At 63.7% G+C, this 21,855-nt stretch carries 20 protein-coding genes; 6 read left to right on the top strand and 14 right to left on the bottom strand.

All coding sequences use genetic code 11. The features are described from left to right. Positions 1–17: 17 nt before the first annotated feature. The 4 genes from dcd to arfB form a co-directional block, all read right to left on the bottom strand. On the bottom strand, positions 18–584 hold the full coding sequence (dcd, locus tag KUV41_RS11155) for a dCTP deaminase (RefSeq protein ID WP_206944619.1): 567 nt from the start codon (positions 582–584) through the stop codon (positions 18–20). A gap of 161 nt (positions 585–745) precedes the next feature. Next, entirely contained in the window at positions 746–1,549 is an 804-nt protein-coding gene (apbC, locus tag KUV41_RS11150) for an iron-sulfur cluster carrier protein ApbC (protein WP_206944767.1), read from the bottom strand. A 159-nt stretch (positions 1,550–1,708) separates the two neighbouring features. After that, positions 1,709–3,370, bottom strand: a complete 1,662-nt coding sequence (locus KUV41_RS11145) for a hypothetical protein (RefSeq protein ID WP_222486127.1) — start codon at positions 3,368–3,370, stop codon at positions 1,709–1,711. A gap of 411 nt (positions 3,371–3,781) precedes the next feature. Continuing rightward, positions 3,782–4,192, bottom strand: a complete 411-nt coding sequence (gene arfB / locus KUV41_RS11140) for an alternative ribosome rescue aminoacyl-tRNA hydrolase ArfB (RefSeq protein ID WP_222163347.1) — start codon at positions 4,190–4,192, stop codon at positions 3,782–3,784. 117 nt (positions 4,193–4,309) lie between these two features. On the opposite strand from arfB, the gene KUV41_RS11135 reads away from it, so the two are divergent. After that, complete coding sequence (locus KUV41_RS11135) at positions 4,310–5,296, top strand: YihY/virulence factor BrkB family protein (protein WP_206944625.1); 987 nt, start codon at positions 4,310–4,312, stop codon at positions 5,294–5,296. Here the strand turns inward: KUV41_RS11135 and KUV41_RS11130 are convergent. The 10 genes from KUV41_RS11130 to KUV41_RS11085 form a co-directional block, all read right to left on the bottom strand. Continuing rightward, a complete protein-coding gene (locus tag KUV41_RS11130) occupies positions 5,232–5,453 on the bottom strand; it encodes a LapA family protein (RefSeq protein WP_222163348.1) in 222 nt (73 codons plus the stop codon). The genes KUV41_RS11135 and KUV41_RS11130 overlap by 65 nt on opposite strands. Before the next feature lie 219 nt (positions 5,454–5,672). Then, positions 5,673–7,148: a phospholipase D-like domain-containing protein gene (locus KUV41_RS11125; RefSeq protein WP_222486125.1), complete on the bottom strand. Its 1,476-nt coding sequence runs from the start codon at positions 7,146–7,148 to the stop codon at positions 5,673–5,675. A 127-nt stretch (positions 7,149–7,275) separates the two neighbouring features. Next, positions 7,276–7,887 carry a HupE/UreJ family protein gene (locus KUV41_RS11120; protein WP_206944631.1) on the bottom strand — a complete coding sequence of 204 codons (612 nt, stop codon included), beginning with the start codon at positions 7,885–7,887 and terminating at the stop codon, positions 7,276–7,278. Positions 7,888–7,949: 62 nt separating this feature from the next. Continuing rightward, complete coding sequence (gene ureG / locus KUV41_RS11115) at positions 7,950–8,600, bottom strand: urease accessory protein UreG (RefSeq protein ID WP_206944634.1); 651 nt, start codon at positions 8,598–8,600, stop codon at positions 7,950–7,952. A 127-nt stretch (positions 8,601–8,727) separates the two neighbouring features. Continuing rightward, positions 8,728–9,423: an urease accessory UreF family protein gene (locus KUV41_RS11110; RefSeq protein ID WP_222486282.1), complete on the bottom strand. Its 696-nt coding sequence runs from the start codon at positions 9,421–9,423 to the stop codon at positions 8,728–8,730. Between the two features lie 8 nt (positions 9,424–9,431). Next, positions 9,432–10,094, bottom strand: a complete 663-nt coding sequence (locus KUV41_RS11105) for an urease accessory protein UreE (protein WP_315900579.1) — start codon at positions 10,092–10,094, stop codon at positions 9,432–9,434. Positions 10,095–10,219: 125 nt separating this feature from the next. After that, a complete protein-coding gene (ureC, locus tag KUV41_RS11100; protein WP_206944636.1) occupies positions 10,220–11,923 on the bottom strand; it encodes an urease subunit alpha in 1,704 nt (567 codons plus the stop codon). Beyond that, the gene (locus KUV41_RS11095; RefSeq protein ID WP_206944645.1) at positions 11,920–12,258 is read right to left on the bottom strand and encodes an urease subunit beta; all 339 of its coding nucleotides are present in this window, start codon (positions 12,256–12,258) and stop codon (positions 11,920–11,922) included. The genes ureC and KUV41_RS11095 overlap by 4 nt, the downstream gene beginning before the upstream one ends. 90 nt (positions 12,259–12,348) lie before the next feature. Further along, the gene (gene ureA, locus KUV41_RS11090; RefSeq protein ID WP_206944647.1) at positions 12,349–12,651 is read right to left on the bottom strand and encodes an urease subunit gamma; all 303 of its coding nucleotides are present in this window, start codon (positions 12,649–12,651) and stop codon (positions 12,349–12,351) included. Positions 12,652–12,708: 57 nt separating this feature from the next. Next, complete coding sequence (locus tag KUV41_RS11085; RefSeq protein ID WP_222486123.1) at positions 12,709–13,644, bottom strand: urease accessory protein UreD; 936 nt, start codon at positions 13,642–13,644, stop codon at positions 12,709–12,711. A 436-nt stretch (positions 13,645–14,080) separates the two neighbouring features. Here KUV41_RS11085 and KUV41_RS11080 point away from each other — a divergent pair, with 436 nt between their 5' ends. From KUV41_RS11080 to KUV41_RS11060, 5 genes are read left to right on the top strand one after another with little or no spacing between them, the layout of a single operon-like run. Then, positions 14,081–15,442, top strand: coding sequence for a TolC family protein (locus tag KUV41_RS11080; RefSeq protein WP_222486120.1), 1,362 nt, complete (start codon positions 14,081–14,083; stop codon positions 15,440–15,442). Then, on the top strand, positions 15,439–16,665 hold the full coding sequence (locus KUV41_RS11075) for an efflux RND transporter periplasmic adaptor subunit (protein WP_222486017.1): 1,227 nt from the start codon (positions 15,439–15,441) through the stop codon (positions 16,663–16,665). The genes KUV41_RS11080 and KUV41_RS11075 overlap by 4 nt, the downstream gene beginning before the upstream one ends. After that, complete coding sequence (locus KUV41_RS11070) at positions 16,658–19,810, top strand: efflux RND transporter permease subunit (RefSeq protein ID WP_222486019.1); 3,153 nt, start codon at positions 16,658–16,660, stop codon at positions 19,808–19,810. The genes KUV41_RS11075 and KUV41_RS11070 overlap by 8 nt, the downstream gene beginning before the upstream one ends. Continuing rightward, on the top strand, positions 19,804–20,496 hold the full coding sequence (locus KUV41_RS11065; protein WP_222486021.1) for a response regulator transcription factor: 693 nt from the start codon (positions 19,804–19,806) through the stop codon (positions 20,494–20,496). Before KUV41_RS11070 ends, KUV41_RS11065 begins: the two co-directional genes overlap by 7 nt. Next, positions 20,474–21,823 carry a sensor histidine kinase gene (locus KUV41_RS11060; protein ID WP_222486117.1) on the top strand — a complete coding sequence of 450 codons (1,350 nt, stop codon included), beginning with the start codon at positions 20,474–20,476 and terminating at the stop codon, positions 21,821–21,823. Before KUV41_RS11065 ends, KUV41_RS11060 begins: the two co-directional genes overlap by 23 nt. The last annotated feature ends 32 nt before the right edge of the window (positions 21,824–21,855 follow it).

Below are 21,855 nucleotides of genomic sequence, written 5' to 3'. Positions count from 1 at the left end.
CCAGCGCTCTTCAGCCATCAGGTACGCGGCAGGGTGACGCCGCGCTGTCCCATGTACTTGCCGCCACGATCCGCGTAGGAGGTGGCACACACCTCGTCGGACTCGAGGAACAGCATCTGCGCCACGCCTTCGTTGGCGTAGATCTTGGCCGGCAGGTTGGTGGTGTTGGAGAATTCCAGGGTCACGTGGCCTTCCCACTCGGGCTCCAGCGGGGTCACGTTGACGATAATGCCACAGCGGGCGTAGGTCGACTTGCCCAGGCAGATGGTCAACACGCTGCGCGGGATGCGGAAGTATTCAACGGTGCGCGCCAGCGCGAAGGAGTTCGGCGGAATCACGCAGACGTCACCCTTGACGTCGACAAAGCTCTTTTCGTCAAAAGCCTTGGGATCGACCACCGCCGAGTGAATATTGGTGAACACCTTGAATTCATCGGCGCAGCGAACGTCATAGCCGTAGCTCGAGGTCCCATAGGAGATGACCCGCCGTTCGTTGACGTAGCGAACCTGGTCGGCCTCGAAGGGCTCGATCATGCCCTCGTTTTCGGCCATGCGGCGGATCCATTTGTCGGACTTGATGCTCATGGGACTTCCTGCTGGGTGCTCAAAGAGTGGACGCGTTCGGTGGGGCCACATGATAGCGGCCCCCCGATGCCACGTCACGATGCAATAGTCACGCCTGCCCTGTGAGTGCTTGACCCGGGTCAGCGCCACCAGGCTACGTTCGTGTCGCTGGGACTGATGCTCTAGTCGCTGAAGCTGATGCTCGGGCCATCATCACCGCCCTGGGCACCAACCTGCTCTGCCACCTGGCGAGCCATCTCACGGAAGGACGTCGCGACCTCGCCTTCAGGCTCTGCCACCACGCTCGGCCGCCCACTGTCCACCTGCTCGCGAATCGTCAGGGAAAGTGGCAGCCGGCCCAGCACTCGGGTGTCGTACTCTGCGGCGATCCGTTCGCCACCGCCTTCACCAAAGACCGGCTCGCTATGGCCACACTGACTGCAGGTATGCAGGCTCATGTTCTCGACAACGCCTAGCACCGGCACCTTGACCTTGCGGAACATCTCGATGCCCTTGCGCGCGTCGAGCAGGGCAATGTCCTGGGGCGTGGTGACGATCACGGCGCCATCGACGGGCACCTTCTGCGCCAGTGTCAGCTGGATGTCGCCGGTGCCCGGGGGCATGTCGATGAACAGGTAATCCAGTTCGTTCCAGCGGGTCTGGTTGAGCATCTGCTGAAAGGCGCCAGCCACCATAGGTCCGCGCCAGACCATCGGCTCGCGCACATCCACCATAAAGGCCATGGACATCGCCTGGAGCCCGTGAGCTTCGAGGGGCAGGAACTGGTTTTCCCCACTCGCCTGTGGCCGCACACCCTCACCGACACCCAGCATCTGGGCCTGGCTCGGTCCATAGATGTCGGCATCGAGAACGCCGACACGATAGCCCTCGGCGGCCATGGCCAGCGCCAGATTGACGGTCACTGTCGACTTGCCGACGCCACCCTTGCCGGATGCCACGGCGACGATATGCTTGACCCCTTCGATCACGTCTCGCTCCTGTTACCAGATGGGTGCGGATAGCCCGCCGGGCCAGTATAGAGGCAGCGACGGGTGAGGTTAAGCCGGATCACGCATGAATGGCGTCCACTACGCAACGAGCGAGCCCGTAGGCTCGCTCGTTGCGGGTACTGCGCTCCATCGTTGTTACTGACGGCTATCCTCGGCGGCGTCATCTCCTGTTACCGCGGAAGCGGCGTCACGCACCTTCTCGGCGGCCTGGCGGGCGACATCCTTTACGGTTTCCACTGCACCGGCGGCGCCTGCCGCGACTTCATCCGTCCACCCGTTGGTGGACGCTTCATCCGTTTCGGAGGTCTGCTCGCTCGCGGCGGTGCTGTCTCCTGCATCCGAGTCCGTGCTCTCTTCAGCGCCCGAAGCCGCGCTCTCTTCAGCGCCCGAAGCCGCGCTCTCTTCAGCGCCCGAAGCCGCGCTCTCCTCACCACCCGAGGCCGTGCTCTCCTCAGCACCCGAGGCCGTGCCTTCTTCACCAGCACCGGCACCAGCGCTCTGCTGCGAGGACTGCTCCTCGTCGCTGGAGGGCTTGCCCGTGGCTTCAGCCGACGCCACATCCTCGTCGTCCGCCGCGCTTTCATTAGAGCCTTGCTCGCTGGCGGCTGCCGCGCTCTCACCGGACGACTCGGTGTCGCTCTGGCTGGCCGGATCGGCAGCCGAGCCGGTGGATGAGGCGCTATCGTCGCCATTGACCGAGGCCCCATCAGCGACGGAAGTCGGACGCTGGCCATCCCCCTGGCCGCTGCGGATGACCTCGACCGACCCAGTGCTACCTCCGTTCTGCGCGGCGGAGCTGGAGTGACCGGCCGCCTCAGCGGTAGCACGATCCAGGTTTTCCAGCTCGATGCGCCAGGTATCCAGCTGTCCATTGAGGCGCGCCAAGCGCTGGCGGCGCTCTTCGGCTCGCGCTTCGAGCTCCTTGACCTTGGCAAACAGTTCGTCGCGACGGGCCACCGCCTCTTCAGCGCGGGCCTCGGCCTGACGTACGCGGGCCTCGGACTGCTCGCGCTCTTCGGCGTTCTCGGCAAGAATCTGTTCGAGGCGGGACTGAGCCTGCTCGGCTTGCTGCTGAGCCTCCTGCTGCTCGGTCTCCAGCCGTGCCACCTGCTGCTCGAGATCGCCCACAGACGTCTGTTTTTCCTCGATGCTGCTGCTCAGGTCGGCAAGCCGTTTTTCGGCGTCATCGATGTCACTGGTCAGCGACTCTGACTCGGCCCTGAGGGTATCTCGCTGTTCGATCAGCGACTGCTGCTCGCTCTGGGCTTCTTCCAGCCGGTTGCGAGCGGCCACCAGATCGGATTCCAATGCGGCTTGGGTGGCTTCCAATTCCTTGAGGTCCGCTTCCACCTGGGCGGCCTGTTCCTCGGCGCTGGCGCGAGCAGAGCGGGCGGCCTGCTCCTCTTCCTTCAGCGTCGCCAGCTGTCCGCGCAACTCCTCAAGCGAGGTCTCCGCTTCCTGCCACTGCGCCACCTGGCTTTCCAGCTCGTCACGCTGAGCGGACAGGGTTTCTTGGCTCTCTTCCAAGCCTGCTACCTGCTCGCGCAGGGTCTGAACGCGAGACTCGCTCGCTTCTAGCTCCTTGGAGAGCGCGGTGCGAGCCTCATTATTGGAGCTGGCACTCAACTGGGCACCGATGGCCCAGATCAAGCTCACACCCGCTACCGCTGCAATGCCCTTCACCCGATGATCCGAGAACAAGCCAGAGCCACCTGAAGAGGCGGGTGCAGGCTGAGTCTCGCTACCACGGCCATGTTGCTCGGTATTATTGTCCTTGTCGGGGTTGATCTCTTCCATTCGGGGTCTCCCTGGGGGTGCAATGATTCGCGTCCGTTATCTCTTATCGCGTCACGCCACACGCCTGCGCCGTGGCAGCGATCCATTCTTGTGCCGTTACTCTTGCGTCGCGCTGTCCTTCGCAATGCCCTTCGCCATATTCTTCAACAGGCCTTCGCCATGTTCTTCACCAGGCCCTTCGCGATGCCCGCCGGAACGCTGGTCCAGCTAGTCACAGCATACTGCCAGTGGGCCACAACGTCAGGGGCAGCCATTGGCGAAAGTAGGCCTTAGCAAGCATTATCAAACACTACTCCTGGGCCTGACTCCTGCGGGCTGTGACCGCCACCGCCTGTCTCGGCTTTGACTGCTGGCCGGCCCTGCGGTTCCCCCTGTTGCGTCCTCTAGCGATGGCTCGCCCAAGCATGGCGACTAGCTATCCGGTCTGGCACGCAGGGCCTTGACCTTGCCGCGTTGCTTCTTGCCCTCGAGCCGACGTCGTTTGGCCGCCTTGCTCGGCTTGGTCGGCCGCCTCGCCTTGGGCACTACCAGACCTTGCTGCAACAGCGACTGCAGGCGTGCCAGTGCCGCCGCTCGATTGGCTTCCTGGGTGCGTTCGGACTGCGCCTTGATGATGACCACGCCGTCCTGGGTGATGCGGTGGTCGTTAAGCGCCAGCAGTCGCTCCTTGACGTCGTCAGGTAGCGTCGAACTGGCGATGTCGAATCTCAGATGGATCGCTGACGCTACCTTGTTGACGTTCTGACCACCGGCGCCCTGGGCACGTATCGCAGTCATCACGATATCGCTGTAGGGGATCGACAGGCGTCGACTCAATTGCATGCTCTGCACCTCCTTCGTCCATGCCGGTGCCGTCGTGGCGGTGGGTTCACCGCGCGTTTGACGCTAATGGTGCGTCCGAGCGTATCATGCCTTATCCCTCAAGGACGATTTGGGCCCATGACCGCACCACGCTGGTATCAACACGCCATGTTCACCCTGCTGCCCCGACTGGCTTTGTTCATGTGGCGGGTCTTGAGCCAATTCCTGCATAACCGGGGGATGCTGCTGGCTGGCGGTGTTGGCTTCAATATCCTGCTGTCGACCATTCCACTGTTTGCCCTGATGGTGGTCGCCATGGCCCAGGTGGTGGACGAAGATCAGCTGATCAATGTCATCACCCTGCAGGCGCGCCACATTGCCCCGACCCACGCCGAGGTCATGCTGGAGTCCGTGCGTGCGCTGCTCGACTCGCGGGATGCGATCGGGATCTACGGTATCCCGGTGCTGCTGCTGTTCAGTTCCTTTGCCTTTCGCATGCTGGAAGACGCGTTGGCACTGATCTTCCGCAAACCCGACGTCAAGGACAGCCGCAGCCTGTGGGTCTCCTTTCTGCTGCCCTATGCGTTCATGCTGGTACTCAGCGCTGCGCTGCTGGCGTTGGCCATGGCAGTCAGCCTGGCCAACACCTTGAACGGTCTCTGGATGGCGATCAATGGCAAGGAACTGCCGCTGGCATCTCTGTCGGACACCGCCCTCAACCTGACCAGCTTTCTCGGGGTTTTCCTGCTCTTCAGCGCCATCTACAAGGTTCTGCCGGTGGTGCGAATATCGCTCAGGCGGGCGCTGGCGGGCGGGTTTGCCGCCGCCTTGATGTGGGAAGGCGTCAGGATCGCGCTGGTCTACTATTTCGCTAACCTGTCGCTGGTCAGTGCCGTTTATGGCCCGCTGGCCACGCTGATCGTGGTCCTCTTGAGCCTGGAGATAGGCGCCGTCATTCTCCTTTTAGGCGCCCAGGTCATCGCCGAACTCGAACACAACTGCCGGCTCGGACTGGCATGGCATCAGGATCCACGCCGGCGTCTGGCCACCGCGTCAGCGGTCAATGCCGATGGGTCTCCTTGCCCTTCAGGCGACGAATCAGCCCCATCAGACCCCGGCCGCTGACCATGCCCAGCAGATAGATCACCACGACCAGCAAGGCCATCGGCATCGCGAGCGTCCAGCCAAGCAGATTCACCTGCACCATGTCGATGTTCTGCACCACCACAATGGCCACCAGCGCCAGAATCACCACCTTCACCACCAGCCAAACCTTGTCCATTGCTTGAGCACTCCTTGTGCCAATTTTCACTCAATGACATCGTCGCCACGCCGGCCGGACGTGGCAGACAGCCTCCAGGGGGAACGTGGCCCAAGGCACAGGCGACATACCGGCCCAACCGTGCAAAACATGGGCACGCTGGTCAAAACTGTCAAGTTGCAGCGCCAACGCGTCTCACCCCGCCCGCGTTAGCCCGCCAAGCTCCCGGCTCCGCGTCGCTCAGAAGGTCGACAGGCCGGTGGCTTCCATCACACGATAGCGCCACGCTGCCAGCCGGCCACTGGCGTCCCGCTCGCTCCAGGCGCGGCTGGCCCGGTGATGGGGAGGCGACTCCCAGCGCAGGTCGAACCATTGCCCCAGGGCATCGATCACCGGCAGCTCCCGACCTGTTACCTCGACACTGCTTTCGAGATTAAGGTCATCCAGGTTGCGCCGGGTCAGATTGGCGGAGCCAAGGATGACCGCATCGCGTGCAGACGGATCAGCCGTCGCCTCCTTGCGTAGCAGCACGACCTTGCTGTGACATTGTTCTCCCGACGTCAGACACCAACGCACCTGAACCCCCGAGGCCAGCAGTTCCTCGGCAACGGGCTGGTTGGGCAACCCACCCTTGCTGAAACCGAATGCCTCGCGGTTGGGGTCCAGCAGCACCCTCACCGTGGCGCCGCGTGACGCGGCGCGTTTCAGTCCCGCGATCACCTCGCGGTGGGCCAGGTAGAAGGCGGCAAGATCGAGCCTGTCGCCTGGGGAAGCCTCTTCGATACGCGCCAGCACGGCGTCACGGATGGCTGCCTCTGTCAGCAGTCTTGCCTCGGCGCCTGACGACTGGCGACGGTCAGCGTTGCCTGGTCCTGTCTCTCGACTATCGGGCAAGGCCACCTCAACGCCGGACCATGACGCCACCTCAGCCTCCGAGGCGATCACATCCCCGGCCAATGCACCATCGATACGTAGCGCTACATTGGAATGCAGGCTACTGGCGTCATGGGGATTTGCCGTGGAAATCAGCGTCGACCAGCCTTGGGGCGTATCGACCGTCAGTGTCTTGCGATGATTGGCACGGAAGTTGAGCAGCGCCAGATAGCTTCGTAGCGTCACCGGCTCGCCGCCAAACGCATTGGGCAACCAGCCTCCTTCACTATCGTTGCCGAGACGATGCAGGCCGAGATGCCAGAGTCCGGACCACAGCGGGTTGGAGGCGCGCAGTCTATCGAGCCGAGTCATGACCAGCTCTATCCCGGCGTCTTCCAGGCGCTGGTAGAGCGCCACCTGCTGCCCCCCGTAGAGGGTATTGAGAGGATCGGTGATCACCACGATACGCGGCGCGGGATCACGCTGTCGTGCCGCTATCAACGCGTCCGTCAGACGTTCGGCGATAGGCCTGAAACGGGCGCTTCTCGCCCCCGCCTGGCCCTCCAGGCGATTGAACAGGAACATGTCCATCACGATCAGGCGGCGGGCCTCGCCGATCATCGACACCGCCTCGTCGAAGATCTGCTGATCCAGCTGCTGCTGTCCCCGCCGGTCGTACCAGGTGCGATCGGCAAGCAACGACACCCGCTCGACCGAGCGCATCGGCCACGCCTTGCCCACGTCGCTGGGCAGTGGCTTGACGCTTTGCCAGATGGCCATGCCTGGCCACGCCAGCAACACCACCAGCAGGCTTCCTTTCAGTGCTTTACCCAGCCATCCCATGGCGCTTCCTTTTCGTTGGTCGAGTGGCGCCGATGATAGCGTAAAACCCCGGCCGACAACGGAAGCGCCCGGCACGAAGCCGGGCGCGGTCCCTGAGTCACACCAGCGGGCGTACCCCGCGGCGGCCTCAACTCATGGCCAGGATCCCACCGCACAGGGCAATGACGGCACCCAGCGCGCGCAGCAGGCGCTGTTCGCGCGCGGCCAGCCAGCCACCCAGCGAGCGTGCCAGCAAGGTAATCGCCAACGTCGAGATCGAGAACCCGATGACATAGCCCACCACAGACGCGGCGGCCGGCATCTCGGCGCCGTGGGCGATGCCGTGCAGCGCCATCACCGCCACCACCAGCACGCCGCCTAACGCTGTCGGTAAGCGCAGCAGCGCCGCTGTCATCACACCGGCCACCAGCACCGACATGGCGATGCCGCTCTCGACGCCCGGAAGCAGCGACGGAGAGACCCAGCCCGCCAGGGCGATACCAGCACCCACCAGCATACCCACCAGCGCCAGCAGCGGCGTCAGTCGACGCATGCTGGCGCCCTGCCCAAGACTCCACAGGCCGATGGCTGCCATGGCCAGCAAATGGTCAAGCCCAAGCCAGGGATGCATCAAACCGCTGGCAAGACCACCGTGCTCTACCCCATGACCGGGATGTGCAAACACCACCGGCGCGGCCAGACTCAAACCCAGGGCGGCCACCGCCGGAACAACATGAGACGCAGTGATGCGCTGTGTCATGACAAACTCCTTGCAGACAAAAGACGCCACGCCAGGCGCGGCCTTATTCCCTTGCGGAACGCTCAGGCTTGGACCGCCTCGGTACGACGATCGGGCAGCATGCCCCGCTCGAGTATAAAACTGATAATGGTCTCTAGACCGACCCCGTCGTACAGGTTGGCAAAGACAAATGGTCGATCTCCTCGCATCTTGCGAGAATCACGCTCCATAACGTCCAGAGAAGCATGCACCTGCTCAGCGATGTCGATCTTGTTGATGATCAAGAGATCGGACTTGGTAATCCCGGGACCACCCTTGCGCGGAATCTTGTCCCCCGCCGACACATCGATGACGTACAGCGTGAGGTCAGACAGCTCCGGGCTGAAGGTCGCCGACAGGTTATCGCCTCCGGACTCCACCAGTACCAGCTCGAGCCCCGGATGACGCTGATGGAGATCATCGATGGCCGCCAGATTCATGGAGGCATCCTCACGTATCGCGGTATGCGGACAGCCACCGGTCTCGACCCCGAGAATGCGATCGGGCGACAGCGCCTCATTACGGGTCAGGAAGTCCGCATCTTCCTTGGTGTAGATATCATTGGTCACCACGGCGATATCGTAATGATCTCGTAGCGCTCGGCAGAGCTGCCTGAGCAATGCGGTCTTGCCGGACCCCACTGGACCGCCGACACCGACGCGTAGACATTGGGAGGGAGTCGTAGTGCTGATCATGGCCTTCTCCTGGCGGTCGTGTCTGGCCCACGCTCGGGGCCAGGATGATGGTAAGGGCGACGTTCGGTCATGACGTCGATACCTTGTCTTTCATGTCGTCAAGCCATAGCGCTGGGCAAGGGCTTGCTTAGCTGCGAAACAGGCGCGAGTACTGGGTCTCGTGCAGGCTGCTGGCAAGCGCGACGCCAGGCAATGCCGGACCGAGCTCGTCATCTCGCAGCGCCTCGGCGCGCTCCACCGCGTGGACCAGAGCTGGACGCAGCCGTTCTACTATTCGCTGTGCCGCGGTATGCCCCAGGGGCAGTGCCTTGCAGGCCGCTGCCAGCTGGTTCTCAAGCCAGGCCCAGGCAAACCCCAGCATGGCGCTGTGCGGCAGCACCTGGCGCTGCACCGACAGCGCCGCAAAGGCGGTCACATAGCCTGGCGCAGCAGGCAACGCTGTCTCGGGCAGCAGGCCAAGATTGCCCATCAGGCGTGTCAAGGAAGCCCCCAGCTGGCGATCTTCCTCCAACAGCTCACGGGTCTCGCGGACTGCGGCGAGCCAGCGGTCCCACTCTGCAACGAGGGACGCATCGCCTGCCTGCCAGGCCGTCATCTGGCGCATCAGAACCGGCAGTTCACACATCGCCAGGCCATCCTCCAGCACCCCCTCCAACCAGTCACCCAGGCTGGACTCGTCGGTGACCCAACCCAGCTCAAACGCGCTTTCCAGCCCCTGGGACCAGGCGAAGGCCCCAATCGGCAAGGCTGGGCTGACGAGCTGCAACAGGCCCAGCAGCGCCAAGTCGCCTAGCGCAAGGTCCGGTGAGGAAGCCGTCGCCATTGCGGACATCAGACCGGCTCCCTGGACGGGTCCTGAGACTGGCCGGAAGGCGCCTGCGAGTTCGCATGGGAGTGATCGTGCGAGTGCCCGTGCGAATGCTGGTGCGAGTGCCCGTGCGAGTGCCCGTGCGAGTGCCCGTGCGAGTGCCCGTGCGAGTGCCCGTGCGAGTGCCCGTGCGAGTGCCCATGGGAATGTCCGCCCATGGTGTAGGCGCCCGGCTCCGGATCGAAGGGCGCCTGGTGTCGCTCGAGGATGGCGCCCAGCCGCTCGGCGAGTTCTTCCAGCACATGATCGGGGGCAATCCGCACGTAGCGGCACTCCTGCCCCTGGAAAACGCCGCACCCGATGCCCAGCGTCACATGCCGGTTTCCCAGGTGATAGCACAGTCGCGCCAGGGCCAGGTCCGACTGCGGTCCAGGCAGAATCCAGGCACTCACTACCGGTTCTGGGGCCGCCACTACCCTCACGCACACGCCATCGTCGCTGGCCAGTCCGTCACCATGGCGCAGCACCGGTCCGCGCTCCAGGAACAGCCCAGCTCCGCGCCCGCTATCCAAGGTGACCCTCAGGCGTCCCTTGATACGATCGTCATAGGCCAGGGTCAGCGTGTCTTCGGCTTGGTCCTCCGCCAGCGGGCCAAGACGCTGTGTCAATGACAGCAACGTGCTCATCGATATCTCCTAAAATGTAGTGCGGCCGCGACTTGCGGTTCTCCCTATTTCCACCACCTCACCCCATAGGCAGCCCTAGGGTTTGTGCGAAAAGTCGACGAGCGCAGCCACTTTTCAGACACGCCCTAGAACAGGTGGTAGCGCTGTGCAAGGGGCAGTACGTCCAGCGGCTCGCAGGTCAAAAGCTCGCCATCACAGGTCACCTCATAGGTCTGGGCGTCAACCTTGAGGTCGGGGCAGCGATCATTCAGTTTCATGTCGCGCTTGCGGATGCCGCGCACGTTGCGACATGCCACCAGCCGGCTGGCCAAACCCAGTGACTCCTTGAGTCCTGAGTCCAGCGCTGCCTGGGACACAAAGCTCACTCGCGTCGCCGCAGCCGCTTGCCCCAGCGCACCGAACATCGGCCGATAGTGCACCGGCTGTGGCGTCGGAATCGAAGCGTTGGGGTCCCCCATGGGCGCCATGGCGATCATTCCGCCCTTGAGAACCAGAGCAGGCTTGACCCCGAAGAACGCCGGATCCCAGAGCACCAGATCCGCCAGCTTGCCCACCTCGACCGACCCGATTTCTTCGGCCATACCATGGGTGATTGCCGGATTGATGGTGTATTTGGCGATGTAGCGCCGAGCGCGAAGATTGTCTGCACCGCACGCCTCATCCTCGGGCAGCAACCCGCGCTGGACCTTCATCTTGTGGGCCGTCTGCCAGGTACGGCATACCACCTCGCCTACACGCCCCATGGCCTGTGAGTCAGAGGCGATCATCGAGATCACCCCCATGTCCTGCAGGATGTCTTCGGCGGCGATGGTCTCCCGACGAATACGCGAATCAGCAAAGGCCACGTCTTCGGGAATATTCGGGTCCAGATGGTGGCACACCATCAACATGTCCAGGTGCTCATCGACGGTATTCACCGTGTAGGGCCTGGTGGGATTGGTCGAGGATGGCAGCACGTACTCTTTCGAGCAGGCGGTGATGATATCCGGCGCGTGCCCGCCACCCGCTCCCTCGGTGTGATAGGTGTGGATGCCCCGTTCCTTGAAGGCGGCCAGCGTATCCTCGACAAACCCCGACTCGTTGAGGGTGTCGGTGTGGATCGCGATCTGCACGTCATAGCGCTCGGCAACGCTTAGACAGGTGTCGATGGACGCAGGCGTGGTCCCCCAGTCTTCGTGCAGCTTGAGCCCCATGGCGCCTGCCTCGATCTGGGCTTCAAGCGCCTCGGGCAGGCTGGCGTTGCCCTTGCCCAGTAGGCCGATGTTCATCGGCAGGCTGTCGCAGGCCTTGAGCATGTGATGAATGTGCCAGGCGCCAGGCGTGCAGGTGGTGGCATTGGAGCCGGTTGCAGGCCCGGTGCCGCCTCCCAGCATGGTGGTGATGCCGCTGGCCAGGGCCTCATCCACCAATTGAGGACAAATGAAATGCACGTGGGCATCGATGGCACCCGCCGTAAGGATCTTGCCTTCCCCTGCGATGACCTCTGTCCCCGGCCCGATGACGATGGTGACATCCGGTTGGGTATCCGGATTACCGGCCTTGCCGATGGCAGCGATTCTGCCCGCCTGCAGCCCGACGTCGGCCTTGACGATGCCCCACCAGTCGAGAATCAGCGCGTTGGTGATCACCGTATCCATCACCGCGTCATCGACACGCTGGCTTTGCCCCATGCCATCACGGATCACCTTGCCACCGCCGAACTTGACCTCATCACCGTAGTGGGTCGCATCCTGCTCGACCTCGATCCACAGCTCGGTATCCCCCAGGCGCACCCGGTCGCCCACGGTGGGCCCGTAGATGTCGGCGTAGGCTTGACGACTGATCTTCATGACGGGTCTCCCTGAACATCCGATGCAGTACCCAAAGGCCCCATGACCTCGCCACGAAAGCCATAGATGTGACGAGTGCCAGCAAAGCTGACCAGGGTGACCTCACGGGTCTGGCCCGGCTCGAAACGCACGGCGCTGCCGGCAGCAACATCCAGCCTGAAGCCACGCGCCTTGACGCGGTCAAACAAGAGCGCGGGATTGGTCTCGGCGAAATGGTAGTGCGAGCCGACCTGGATCGGCCGGTCGCCACGGTTGGCCACCTCGATGGTCACCCGCTCGCGCCCTTCACACAGTGCGATCTCGCCGTCCTTGAGTTGGTATTCTCCGGGTATCATGCCTCGCCCTCTGATGGTCCGTTGGCAACGGTCTACTCCCATGTCGCTGCTGCAAGCCGCTGCGGCAGACGACACTGAGCAGGCATCCGTTCAGGTAATCGGATGATGGACGGTCACCAGCTTCGTGCCGTCAGGAAAGGTGGCTTCGACCTGAACTTCGTCGACCATGTCGGCAACGCCCTCCATGACATCGTCACGGCCCAGGATCTGTTTGCCGTAGCTCATCATCTCGGCGACGCTGCGACCCTCACGGGCCCCCTCCATGATCTCGCAGCTGATCAACGCGACCGCCTCGGGATAGTTGAGCTTCAGGCCCTTGGCCCTTCGCCGTTCTGCTACTAACCCCGCGGTAAACAGCAGCAGCTTGTCCTTGTCTCTCGGTGTCAGCTCCATCGTTACTTCCTCAAGGTCAGACGACACGACGCTCGCTAGACGACGGTCGGCGTGGAGTCAGGTGAACCAGATGCGCGGCGGACAGGCCGTGCGCTCCAGCAACATCGGTCTTAGCAGTTTCCAGGCAGCCTCACACAGCGTCCAAGCTTCATGCCGCGAGTGCCCGAGATAGCGCAGCAGCAATACGCCATCACGCAGAGTGACCGCCCATGGCTGTTGCATCATCGAGGGTGAAGACAGATCGACGACATCGTCGGTGCGTCCCTGTCGGCCCGCCAGCTGTTCGCGCAGCATCTCCACCGCGGCCGCGCCATCGTCCAAGCCTACGGCCCAAAGGGTGGCCTGAACGCTGCAGCCACGCTGGCCCCAGGCGCCGCTGAAGCGGCGGTGAAGCGGATCAAGCGGCTGACGCTCGATCCACAGCGGCTGGCCATCTCGGGCTAACCTGAAGCTCTGTTCCAGGTAGCCGCTGGCAAACGGCAGGTCACTGGCAGGCCGGCCCAGGGCGAGCACCTCCCAACCCAGGCAGCGCGCGTCCCCGTGCAACTCGATCTCGGTAGATTGGCGCCCACGAGAGCCATCGAAGGCAATGGTTTCCTGAGGCAACCACTCGAGGCTGGCGCCGGGCTCGACCACCAGCCGGGTGCGCTGGGACCAGCTCACCTCGTTGCTGTCCGCCCGATACAGCTTGTTAGCGGCAGGGGTCGTGAGTAGTGCGCTGGCACCCCTTGCCACCCGTGCTTGAATGTCCAGCGCATCACCGCTGACCAGCCCGCCCGGTGGATGCAACAGGTAGACGTGGCAGGTGCCGTCGCGTCCTTCGGGGTAAAAGGGCCGCTGCACCCTCAAGGGGCCACGGTGGTCCACTCGGTGCAATCGAGTCGCTGCACCATCATGGCGAAAGCCCAGTGACAGCCTCGCCTCCCAGCGCCGTCCCGCGTCAAAGCGATGGCCGTGCCGATCGGTCACATCCTGTATTGTCTGCGCGCTCATGGCTCTCCCGGACGATGGTTCGTGGTGACGCCTCTGGCCACGCCACACAATACTGCCCGATGACGGTGCAATGGTCGTACCACCTCACCTTTAAATCCTGTTTTTTACTTTATTATCAACGATATATAGTGCACCGAAAGTGCGCCACGAAGCCCCCCTAGCTATCTAAGGCACCAACTCGGTGCACCGCTAAGCGCATCCGGCATCATTTTGGTGCGCATGTCGCTATTGCTGTGGACCTCGTCGCCAGGACTGTGCAGCGTGGTCACTTGTCTGCCTGAGACCTCACCCGCTCTTCCTGCCGCCCTTCTTCTACCTTCCCTCCACCGTCCTTCGATCGCCTTCCTGTCACGCCGCTTGCTATTGCCGTTAACCCTGCCTTAACCCCCCGCTTGGCTATGCTGCGCGCCTTCGAGAACCCAGGAGATCCATTATCATGGTTCGGGCCCCTTTCCCTGCCTTGCTGGCGGGCGTCCTGCTGTTGACGCTGGCTGGCTGCTCCATGATCGACGAGCCAACCTCCTACCATGACAGGACCGACGCCTTGATCGCCCAGGTGCCGGACTGGTCGGCAGCTGTCGGCGGTAGCGACGTCGGCTCACTCAACGACCTAATCGCGTCCGATGCGCTCGATCAGCTCGTTGAAAGGGCGCTGCAGGCCAACCCCGGCCTGCAACAGACCCTGTTGACGCTGCGTATCCGCCAGACACAGCTGCGCCAGACCGGTGCTGACCGCCTGCCCGAGGTCGAAGCCGGCTTCAGCGCCAGTGACAGCGAAGACAGTGCCAGCACCTACAGCGGCTCAGTCACGGTCAGTTGGGAAGCCGATCTGTGGCAGAAGATTGCCGATCGCACCGCCGCCGCCGATCAGGACGTCGCACAACAGGCGGCCCTGTATCAGGCCGCCCGGGACACCTTGGCGGCCGACGTGATGACCAGCTGGCTTGCGCTGATCGCGCAGCGTCATGCCATCACCATCCAGCAGCAGCGCCTGTCCACCCTTGAAAGCAACGAGTCCCTGATCCTTGAGCGCTATCGCAGCGGGCTCGGCAACCTCGAGGACCTGGACAGCGCGCGAAGCTCCACGGCCAGTGCCCGTGCCAGCCTGGTGGAGTATCAAGAGAGCCTGGCGCAGCAGCAGCGTGCACTGCAGACCCTGCTGGGCGAGATTCCCGATAGCGGCGAGGCGGTGGCCGACGACTATCCCGCGGTACTGACACCGCTGGCAGAGCTGCCAAGTCAGTCGCTGCGTCGCCGACCTGACCTGATCGCGGCCTACCACGCCGTTCAGGCGGCCGACTATCGCACCCACGCCGCCTACAAGGACCTGCTGCCAAGCATCAGCCTGCAGGCCGCCATCGAGGACGTGGCCAACTCGCCATCCCAGGCGCTGCTGACCGATCCGGTGTGGTCGCTGCTGGGTCAACTGACGGCTCCGCTGTTCCAGGGAGGCGAGCTTCGCGCAGCCGCCGACGAAGCCGAACTGGAGACCGCGCAGGCCTACCAGGCGTACCGCGAGACCCTGCTCGAGGCGGTTGGCGAGGTGGAAGATGCCCTCGGGCTCGAGCGCTCGCTCGCCCTGCAACAGCAGCACATCGCCAATGCCCTGGATCGCCAGCAATCTACCCTGGCCCAGTACCAGTCGAGCTACCGCTCGGGGCTGGTCGACATCCTCGACCTGCTCTCGGTGCAACAGCAGACCTACGACCTCGAGGCGCAACTCGATGACCTCAACTATCAGCGCCTGGCCAATCGTATCGATCTAGGCCTGGCACTCGGACTGGGAGTAAACCCATGACACGTCGCTGGAGAAAAGCGCTGCCCCTGAGTCTGGCCCTCGCGGTACTGGCGGCGGTGGTGGTTCATGTCGTCACGCCAGGTCAGGCACGAGGCCAGCACTCGCCACCCAGGCCTGGTGGCCAGCCGGAAGTCGATTCAGGCCAGGTGCAGGCAGGTCAGCAAGACCACCAGCAGGCCCCCCAGCGCACCGAGGTGACGGTGGTCACTGCAGAGACCGCGGCCCACGCTGCCCACATCAACGCCTACGGAGAAGCCAGTGCGCATTTCGAGCTGACTCTGAGCGCCGAGGTGTCCGGGCGCGTCGACGGCATTGCCGACAACTTCGAGGGAGGTCTTCGTATCGGAAAAGGCGAATTGCTGGCCACCCTGGAGGACAGTGGTTACCAGGAGGCCCTGGCCGTCGCCCAATCGACGCTGGCCACTGCCGAGGTGAGCCTGCTGGAGGAACAACGCCAGGGAGAACAGTCCAGAATCGAGTGGCGCTCGTCGGGGCTCACGGGCGAGCCTGACTCGCCGCTGGTACTTCGCGCCCCCCAGCTCGCCGCCGCGCAGGCGGCGGTCGATGAGGCCAAGGCGTCGCTGGCCGCCGCTCGCCAGGACCTCGACCAGACCCGCATCACCGCCCCCTTCGATGCCCTGATCACCGATCGCCACATCGCCCCGGGCAGTTTCGTGCAGTCTGGCACCGAGATCGCCACCCTGGTCAGCACCGACCGCATCGAGATCACCGTGAGTCTGTCCGCCGCGGAATGGGCGCAACTACCGGACTCGGCCACGCTTGCCGCGGGTGACTGGCCCGTCACGCTGACCGATATCGAGAGCGGAGAGCAATGGACCGGCCAGGTCATCCGGGCGCATCACCACCTGGACGCCACCAGCCGCCAGCGCTCTCTGGTGATCGCGGTTCAGGCCCCGTTCGACCAGACCCCCGCCCTGCTGCCCGGCACTTTCCTCGAGGCGAGCCTCAGCGGACGTACGCTCGATGGGTTGTGGCATCTCCCCGCCACCGCCCTCGGCCAGTCCGGACAGCTCTGGTACGTCACCGACGATGACGCTCTGGCCAGCGTCTCGACCGAGGCCGTCTTCAGCGACGGTGCCACGATATACGTAAGACCGCCCGAGGCGATCGCTGATCAGCCGACCCGGGTGGTCGTGCAACCCCTGAGCAGCTACGTCCAGGGCATGCTGGTGACCACCGTGGAGGCCCGTCAGGATGTCTGACACGAGCCATCGCCAAGGCGTGATCGCCTGGTTTGCCCGCAACCCGGTCGCTGCCAATCTCTTGATGTTGCTGGTGATCGCGCTGGGCGTCAGCGCCCTTGGCACCCTCCAGAAGGAGGCCTTCCCGAGCACAGAACCCGACAGCCTAAGCATCTCGGTCAGCTACGACAGTGGCTCGGCAAGGCAGTCAGAAGAAGGACTCGCGATCAAGATCGAGGATGCGCTGGAAGGGGTCATCGGTATCGATTCGATCGTCAGCACCTCCACCACCAGTGGCACCACCGTGACCGTGGAGAAGACCTCCGACTACGACCTGGATACCCTGCTCAGAGACGTCAAGACCCAGGTGGACGCCATCTCCAACTTTCCGGCCGACGCTGACAATCCGGTCATCAGCAAGGCTGAGCGCGAGGAGCACTCGCTGTGGATTCAGCTCTATGGCGACGCTGACCGCGCCACCCTGCAGCAGTTGGCCGACGACCTCAAGGCAGACCTGCTGGCCCATCAGGACGTCAGTCGTGTCTCGATCAGTGGCTGGCTCGATCCAATGATGGCCATCGAGATCGACGAGGGTCGCCTGGAAGCCTACGGCCTTTCGCTCACCGACGTGGAGGAAGCGGTCAATGCGAGCTCGACCAGCACCTCCAGCGCCGTATTGCACAACGCCGATCTCTACCTGCAGCTCAAGGCGTCGCGCCAGGCCTACCTCAAGGATGAGTTCGCCGCCATTCCACTGATCACCACCACCCAGGGCGATCAGATCCGTCTCGGTGACGTGGCCAGGATCCGCGACACCTTCGACGACACCACCTCCAGCCTGTCGCGCTTTGATGGCGAGGACAGCATCGCGTTACAGATCGTCACCACCGGCACCGATGACATTTCAGACTCGGTCATTGGCGCCCGCGACGTGATTCAGCAGTGGCGTGACGATGGGCTTCTGCCCCAAAACGTGCAGCTGGCCACCTGGTACGATCGCAGCACCTCGATCAACGAACGCCTGGCTCTGCTGATCGACAATGCGCTGTACGGCATTCTGCTGGTGTTTACCCTGCTGGCGCTGTTTCTCAACCTGAGGGTCGCGCTGTGGGTGGCCATGGGCCTCCCCTTTGTGTTCTGCGGTACGCTCTACTTCATGGGCGAGCCCTTGCTTGGGCTTACCCTCAACGAATTCACCACCTTTGGCTTCATCATGGCGCTGGGCATCGTGGTCGATGATGCCGTGGTCGTGGGCGAAAGCGTCTACGCCGAGCGCCGCGCCCATGGTGACACCCTGGACAACACCATTCGTGGCACCCTGCGCGTCGCGGTGCCCACCCTGTTTGGCGTGTTTACCACGGTGGTGGCCTTCTTTGCGCTCTCGCAGATAGAGGGCAGGCTAGGCAAGCTCTACGCCCAATTCGCCGCCGTGGTCGGCCTGTGTCTGGTGCTGTCGATCATCGAGTCGAAGCTGATTCTGCCGGCCCACCTGGCGCACCTGAATACCCGCTCCTCGACTTCCCGTCATCGTCTTGGCCGGCTGTGGGGGCGGCTACAGGACGCCGCCTCTGGCGCGATGGAACGCTTCACCCAGGCCGTCTATCGTCCGCTGGTCAAGCTCGCTCTGGTGCATCGAACCAGCGTCACAGTGCTGTTCACGGCGCTGTTGATCCTGGTCCTGGCCATGCCGTTCAACGGCAGCATTCGCATGAGTTTCTTCCCCGATATTGCAGGCGATACGGCGCGCGCCAACATCACGCTGGAAAACGATGCGAGCTACGGCTTGACCCACCGGGCGCTGGACCGCCTGCAGGACAGTGCCATCGAGGCCGACGCCACGCTGCGCCAGGGCAAAGGCGTCAGCGCCATCGAGCACCTGCAGATCACCTCGAGTGATGACCAGTCAGGGACCGTCACGGTCAAGCTTGCCGATGATTCGCCCTACGACCTTGACCAGTTCGCACGCCAGTGGACGGCCCTTGCCGGGCTCCCGGAAGGCACCCGCACGCTGAGTATTCAGAGCCGGCGCAGTGACTTCTCTGCGCTGCGCGTCGAGCTTCGCGCCAGCGACGATAACCTGCTGAGCGCGGCCGGCGACGAGTTCCTCGCGCGTCTTGAAGCCATTGATGCCGTCAGCGGCCTGGAAGACAACCTCCGCCCGGGCCAACCTCAGCTTCAGCTCGACCTCACCGCCCAGGGGCGCGCGCTTGGCATGACCACCGACGAGCTGGCCGAACAGGTCATGCAGGGCTTCAATGGTCAGGTGGTGCAGCGCTATCAGCGCGGCAACGACGAGATAGAGGTGAAGGTGCGCTTTCCCGAGAGCGAGCGCCAGTCGCTGGTCGACGTGCTGTCGTCGCGGGTACGTGCACCGGATGGTACCGTGCTGCCGCTATCCAGCGTCGCTACAGCGAGTCTCGGCTACACCCGCGACACCATCACCCGGATCGATAACCAGCGGGCCATCTATATTTCCGGCGACGTGGACAAGGAGCTGATCTCGGCCACCGAACTGGTGACCCTGCTCGAGCAGGAGGTCGTCCCGGATATCCGCAGCGCCTACCCCGGCGTCGACATCCACTTCGCTGGCGAGGCCGAGCAGCAGCAGGAAACCCAGTCCTCGATGGTCACGGTCTTTGCCTTCGCCATACTGCTGATCTACATGCTGCTGGCGGTCCCCCTGAAGTCCTACGTTCAGCCTCTGCTGATCATGACCGCGATCCCCTTCGGCGTGGTCGGGGCGCTGCTCGGTCACTGGCTCAATGACCTGTCCCTCGGCATCCTGTCCCTCAATGGCATCATTGCCCTATCCGGCGTGGTGGTAAACGACAGCCTTTTGCTGGTGTCCCGTTTCAACGAGCTGCGAGACGAAGGCCTGGCCATCCCGGACGCCATCGTCGCCTCCGCCACCAGTCGCATGCGTGCCGTCGTGCTGACCTCGGCCACCACCTTTGCCGGGCTCTATCCCCTCCTGGGAGAAACGTCCCATCAGGCCCAGTTTCTGATTCCGGCCGCAGTGTCGCTGGCATACGGTATCCTGTTCGCCACCCTGATCACGCTAATCCTGATACCGGTGCTGCTGAGCCTGCAGACCAGCCTCGAGCAATGGCTCACACGCTGGAGGCGACGCACGCCCGGTGAAGACGAGGCCGAAACCCCATGCTGAACGTGCTGCTGGTGGAAGATGACCTGGATCTGGCCATGACCATCGTGCAATACCTGGAGATCCAGCAGATCCGGTGCGATCACGCCAGCAATGGCCAGCGCGGGCTCACGCTCATCCGCGACAATCGCTATGACGTCATCCTGCTGGATCTCAATCTGCCGCGACTGGATGGCCTGAGCGTCTGCCGCGAGGTTCGCCACGCGGGCGATGACACCAGCATCCTGATGTTGACCGCCCGCGACCGCCTCGACGACAAGGTCGATGGCTTCGAGGCGGGCGCCGATGACTACCTGGTCAAGCCGTTCGAACTGAAGGAGTTGGCGCTGCGCATTCGCGCCCTGGGCCAGCGACGCAGCGGGCAGATCAAGCGGCTGCACTACGCTGGCCTGGTGATGGATCTGGTCTCCCTGACGGTGCTTAGAGACGGTCAGCCGCTGCACCTGTCACCTACCGGCTGGCGACTGCTGGAACCCCTGCTGCGCGCATCGCCCGCGGTCGTCAGCCGCCGCGCTCTGGAGGAGGCGGTGTGGGGCGAGGAACCCCCCGACAGCAATAGCCTCAAGGTACATATGCACCATCTGCGCAAGGCCGTGGATCGAGACTTCGATCCGCCGCTGATACACACGATCCCCGGACGCGGGTTCGCCCTGAGGGAGGCACGGGATGATCCGTCAGATACGCCTTAAGCGACAGCTCGCGGCGATCCTGCTCACCTTGGGTGCGCTGCTGGTGGGAGGCTACTCGCTGCTGGCGGCCCACTACTTCAAGCTGGGGATGGACAGCACCATGGTGGGGGCCATGGAACAGGCGGTGCATCAGCACATTCGCCAGCGGGCCGGAGGCACGGCAGAACCCGACCTGGGCGCCTTCACCGTCACCTCGACCTGGCAGCAACAGCCCAGGCAGATCCGCAGCTTGTTGCCACAGCCGCCGCAGCAGGAGACGCGCCTGGTGACGTCGCGTGAGACGAAGCCGAATGGTCGCCGCGGCAGGCTGGTCTTCGCCATGCGCTTTCCCACCGCCGAGGGGACGCTGTTTGTCAGCCACACTCTGACACGCCAGCAGATGTCGAGCCTGGTTCACCGCACAATCCGTGACAACCTCACGAGCCTTCTGCTTATCAGCCTCAGTACCGCCGTCGCCCTGGCACTGGCGATCTGGCTACTGCTGCGTCAGCTAAGCAAGCCGGTGGCGCGCCTGGGCCGGTGGGCGCGTGATCTGGAAAGCGCCAACCTGCAGGACCCTCTGCCGGACTTCCGCTACCCCGAGCTGAACGAACTGGCCTCGCTGGTACGCGACAGCCTGTCCTCCCAGCAAGACAGTCTCGAACGGGAACATCGCTTCCTGCGACACTCAAGCCATGAATTGCGCACGCCGATCAGTGTGATGCGAAGCGGCATCGAACTGATCCGCTCGCTACCGCCGGAGCAGGCGCCTGCGGCCCGATCCGTGCTGGCGTCGATCATCGATCGCCTGGATCGCGCCAGCCTGAACATGAAGCATCTGACGGAAACCCTCCTGTGGCTAAGCCGCGACGAGCCCATCGATCTGCCCACCCGTCCCATCGCACTGGACCGGCTGGTACAGGACATCGTCGAAGAACACCGCTACCTGCTACGCGACAAGGACGTCGCCCTCAGCGTGACCACAAGCCCGGCCACCCTGGAACAGTCCGAGGTGGCGCTACGCATGGTCCTTGGCAATCTCATCCGCAACGCCTTCCAGCACACCTGGGCGGGTGACGTCACCCTGCGTCAGCAGGGTAAGACGATCTTTATCGACAACCTGCAGCGCGCCAACGGGCAGGAAGACGGTAGCGGTGATAGCCAAGATGCCGACAACGATGCCCCCGCAGGCTACCCAGATACTGTCGACGACCTGGGCTTCGGCCTTGGCCTGGAGCTGACAGCTCAGCTCACCGAGCGGCTCGGCTGGCACTATCACAACCGGCCGGTGCCAGGAGGACACTACGTCCAGCTCACCCTGGTCGATGCCGCCGAGCCACACGGCTAAAGGCTCCCGCTTCACTCGAGCCCGAGCAAGGC

Source organism: Halomonas sp. DP8Y7-1 (assembly GCF_019801685.1).
In the GTDB taxonomy this organism is placed as follows: domain Bacteria; phylum Pseudomonadota; class Gammaproteobacteria; order Pseudomonadales; family Halomonadaceae; genus Halomonas; species Halomonas litopenaei_A.
The sequence above is the reverse complement of the archived record's forward strand: the minus strand, read 5'-3'. Positions and strand labels throughout refer to the sequence as shown.

What these genes read in the sequence shown, in the direction of transcription:
- dcd (WP_206944619.1), bottom strand. Translation starts at nt 584, where the DNA reads ATGAGCATCAAGTCCGACAAATGGATCCGCCGCATGGCCGAAAACGAG.
- KUV41_RS11145 (WP_222486127.1), bottom strand. Translation starts at nt 3,370, where the DNA reads ATGGAAGAGATCAACCCCGACAAGGACAATAATACCGAGCAACATGGC.
- KUV41_RS11125 (WP_222486125.1), bottom strand. Translation starts at nt 7,148, where the DNA reads ATGGGATGGCTGGGTAAAGCACTGAAAGGAAGCCTGCTGGTGGTGTTG.
- KUV41_RS11130 (WP_222163348.1), bottom strand. Translation starts at nt 5,453, where the DNA reads ATGGACAAGGTTTGGCTGGTGGTGAAGGTGGTGATTCTGGCGCTGGTG.
- ureC (WP_206944636.1), bottom strand. Translation starts at nt 11,923, where the DNA reads ATGAAGATCAGTCGTCAAGCCTACGCCGACATCTACGGGCCCACCGTG.
- KUV41_RS11120 (WP_206944631.1), bottom strand. Translation starts at nt 7,887, where the DNA reads ATGACACAGCGCATCACTGCGTCTCATGTTGTTCCGGCGGTGGCCGCC.
- KUV41_RS11080 (WP_222486120.1), top strand. Translation starts at nt 14,081, where the DNA reads ATGGTTCGGGCCCCTTTCCCTGCCTTGCTGGCGGGCGTCCTGCTGTTG.
- ureG (WP_206944634.1), bottom strand. Translation starts at nt 8,600, where the DNA reads ATGATCAGCACTACGACTCCCTCCCAATGTCTACGCGTCGGTGTCGGC.
- KUV41_RS11060 (WP_222486117.1), top strand. Translation starts at nt 20,474, where the DNA reads ATGATCCGTCAGATACGCCTTAAGCGACAGCTCGCGGCGATCCTGCTC.
- KUV41_RS11075 (WP_222486017.1), top strand. Translation starts at nt 15,439, where the DNA reads ATGACACGTCGCTGGAGAAAAGCGCTGCCCCTGAGTCTGGCCCTCGCG.
- KUV41_RS11095 (WP_206944645.1), bottom strand. Translation starts at nt 12,258, where the DNA reads ATGATACCCGGAGAATACCAACTCAAGGACGGCGAGATCGCACTGTGT.
- KUV41_RS11070 (WP_222486019.1), top strand. Translation starts at nt 16,658, where the DNA reads ATGTCTGACACGAGCCATCGCCAAGGCGTGATCGCCTGGTTTGCCCGC.
- ureA (WP_206944647.1), bottom strand. Translation starts at nt 12,651, where the DNA reads ATGGAGCTGACACCGAGAGACAAGGACAAGCTGCTGCTGTTTACCGCG.
- KUV41_RS11085 (WP_222486123.1), bottom strand. Translation starts at nt 13,644, where the DNA reads ATGAGCGCGCAGACAATACAGGATGTGACCGATCGGCACGGCCATCGC.
- arfB (WP_222163347.1), bottom strand. Translation starts at nt 4,192, where the DNA reads ATGCAATTGAGTCGACGCCTGTCGATCCCCTACAGCGATATCGTGATG.
- KUV41_RS11135 (WP_206944625.1), top strand. Translation starts at nt 4,310, where the DNA reads ATGACCGCACCACGCTGGTATCAACACGCCATGTTCACCCTGCTGCCC.
- KUV41_RS11065 (WP_222486021.1), top strand. Translation starts at nt 19,804, where the DNA reads ATGCTGAACGTGCTGCTGGTGGAAGATGACCTGGATCTGGCCATGACC.
- KUV41_RS11105 (WP_315900579.1), bottom strand. Translation starts at nt 10,094, where the DNA reads ATGAGCACGTTGCTGTCATTGACACAGCGTCTTGGCCCGCTGGCGGAG.
- KUV41_RS11110 (WP_222486282.1), bottom strand. Translation starts at nt 9,423, where the DNA reads ATGGCGACGGCTTCCTCACCGGACCTTGCGCTAGGCGACTTGGCGCTG.